This is a genomic window from Frankia sp. AgKG'84/4, from assembly GCF_023242965.2.
Lineage (GTDB): Bacteria > Actinomycetota > Actinomycetes > Frankiales > Frankiaceae > Frankia.
In genome coordinates, this window is record NZ_JALKFU020001180.1 from 1 (window position 1) to 2683 (window position 2683).

The window sequence follows — 2683 nt, forward strand, 5'->3', positions numbered from 1 at the left end:
CGGCGGCGGCGGTCCCCGAGCCGGCGTCCGCCGGGGTGGACGGGGCCCGCTCATGACCGCCGCGGCAGGTGCCCCGGGGGGCGGCCCGACCAGGGTCCACCTGGTCCGCCACGGCGAGGTCTTCAACCCCGGCAAGGTCCTCTACGGACGGCTGCCCGGCTTCGGTCTGTCCGACAAGGGCCAGAGCCAGGCCAAGGTCACCGCGGAGTTCCTCGCCGGGCTGGACGTCGCGGCCGTGGTGGCGAGCCCGCTGGACCGGGCTCAGCAGACCGCGGCGCCGATCGCGGCCGCCCACGGCCTGACCGTCCAGGTCGATCCACGCCTGATCGAGAGCCGCAACGCCTTCGAGGGCCGCACGTTCGAGGCCGGCCCGGCGGTGCTGCGCTATCCGCGGATGTGGCGGCTGCTCGCCAACCCGTTCCGGCCGTCCTGGGGCGAGCCCTACGACGAGATCGCCACGCGGATGCTCGCCGCCGTCGCCGAGTGGCGCGACGCCCACCTCGGTCGCCACGTGGTGCTCGTCAGCCATCAGCTGCCGGTGTGGACGGCGCGCCGGGCGCTGGAAGGTCTGCGGCTGTGGCACCGCCCGGACCGGCGCCAGTGCGGCCTCGCCAGTGTTACCACGGCGGTCTACCAGGGCGAGCGGCTCACCGGAGTCGAGTACGCCGAGCCGGCCGGCCCGACCGCCAACACCCCCGGCTCGGTCGGCGCCTGACCGGCACCGGCCTGGCGTCGGCGCTGCCGGTGCTGCGCTGCCCGGTGTGCGCCGCGGAGCTGAGCCTGGCCGACGGCCAGGTGCGCTGCGCCGCCGGGCACGGCTATGACCTCGGTCGCGGCGGCTACCTCAACCTGCGCACCGGGCGGGCGCGCCGGATCACCGGGGACGGCGCCGAGATGATCGCCGCGCGCGAGGCGTTCCTCGGCGCGGGCCACTATCGTCCGCTCACCGACCGGCTCGGCGAACTCGCCGCGGCGGCGAGCGGTGACGAGCCGGCCCCGGCGGTCCTCGAGATCGGCGCCGGTACCGGCCATCACCTCGCCGGCGTGCTGGCCGCCCTGCCCGCCGGTGCCAGTGGCGTCGCCGTCGACGTGTCCCGCCACGCGCTGCGCCGCGCGGCCCGGGCGCATCCCCGGATCGGGGCCGTCGGCTTCGACGCGGGGGCCGCCTGGCCGGTTGCCGACGGGTGCGTCCACGTCCTGGTGGACGTCTTCGCCCCGCGCCATCCCGCCGAGATGCGCCGCGTGCTGCACCCGGCCGGGACGCTGCTGATCGTCACTCCGGCGCCGGGCCATCTCGCCGAACTGCGCGAACCGCTCGGCCTCGTCGGCATCCAGCCGGACAAGGGCGACCGCCTCGACGAGCGGTTCGCCAGCCGGTTCGTGCCGGAGTCGACCGAAACCCTCGACGTCGCGCTGGCGATGTCCCTGGCCGAGACGGTCGACCTGGCCATGATGGGCCCCACCGGCCACCATCTCGGGCCCGCGCAGCTGAGCGCCCGGGCGCGGGAACGGTGGCCCGCCGGCCTGGTCCGCGCGACCGCCTGCTTCCACCTGCGCCGTTACCGGCCCGTGCCGGTCGAACCGTGACCGCGCCACAACGTCGCGGCTGATTCTCGCGGGGTGCCGGGGTGCCGGGGTGCCGGGGTGCCGGGGTGCCGGGGTGCCGGGGTGCCGGCCGGCACGCGCGTGGGGAAGCACACGCGCGTCTGCCGGTCCCGGCGCCTACGCTGAGTCGAGTTCTACAGTTGGTCGTAGACGGGTGCCGGTGACGGAAGGGGCGGGGCACATACTGAAGGGCGTGGCGGAGAAGGGACGGCGGTCCGCGTCTGGTGACGGGTCGGACCTGCCGTGGATCAACGGTGTCCGAAGCGGTTTCCGGCCGGTGGTGGCGGCGGTCGCGCTGGGGCTGGTGCTGGCGCTCGTCGGAGTGCTGAGCGCGTGCTCCACCAGCGGCAACGCAGCGGACGCGACCGGCGGGGACGGCTACGGCTTCGTCCAGCAGGCCGCCGGGAAGGACTTCGTGCCCGCCGGTAGCCGGCACGCGGCGCCCGCGCTGTCCGGCAAGAACCTCGATGGCAAGGCGATCAGCGTGGCCGGGTACCGGGGGAAGATCGTCGTCCTCAACTTCTGGGCCTCGTGGTGCGCGCCGTGCCGGGCCGAGTCGCCGGGCCTGGCGTCGCTTGCCAGGGCCAACCCGCAGGTGGCCTTCCTCGGCGTCAACGAGAAGGACCCCTTGCCCAGTGCCAGGGCCTTCGCCCGCGACGCCGGCACCCCCTACCCGAGCATCGTCGACCGTCTCGGCACACTGGCGGCGGGCTGGCCGGTGGCGCTGGGCCTGCCCTCGACCGTCGTGCTCGACCCGCAGGGACGCATCGCCGCCAGGTTCACCGGCGGAGTGCTGCCCGAGGACATCGCCCCGGTGCTGACCCGGTTGCGGGCCGAGACGTGAGTGCGGTCGGGCTCATCACCGACGGGCCGGTGCTGCTGGCCGCGCCGGTCGCGGCCGCCGCCGGACTGCTGTCGTTCCTGTCTCCGTGCGTGCTGCCGCTGGTCCCCGGCTACCTGAGTTTCGTCACCGGGCTGTCCGGCGAGGAGCTACAGGACCTCGGCCGCGACCGGGCGCCGGACCCCGCTGCCGGGAGAACTCCACGAACGTCGCGGGCGTCGCCATGACCGTGGCGCC

Annotated in this window: 3 protein-coding genes and 1 pseudogene; all 4 read left to right on the plus strand. The window is 75.4% G+C overall.

The window, feature by feature from the left end; translation table 11 throughout:
- The first annotated feature begins 52 nt into the window (after nt 1-52).
- On the plus strand, nt 53-715 hold the full coding sequence (locus MXD58_RS28415; RefSeq protein ID WP_248839628.1) for a histidine phosphatase family protein: 663 nt from the start codon (nt 53-55) through the stop codon (nt 713-715).
- A gap of 29 nt (nt 716-744) precedes the next feature.
- Entirely contained in the window at nt 745-1587 is an 843-nt protein-coding gene (locus MXD58_RS28420) for a putative RNA methyltransferase (protein ID WP_248839629.1), read from the plus strand.
- 178 nt (nt 1588-1765) lie between these two features.
- Nucleotides 1766-2449 (plus strand): TlpA family protein disulfide reductase, encoded by a 684-nt coding sequence (locus tag MXD58_RS28425; RefSeq protein ID WP_308302067.1) that lies wholly within the window; start codon nt 1766-1768, stop codon nt 2447-2449.
- A pseudogene (locus tag MXD58_RS28430) lies at nt 2446-2637 on the plus strand (cytochrome c biogenesis protein CcdA); the annotation flags it as partial. The gene MXD58_RS28425 and the pseudogene MXD58_RS28430, both read left to right, overlap by 4 nt.
- Nucleotides 2638-2683 lie beyond the last annotated feature (46 nt).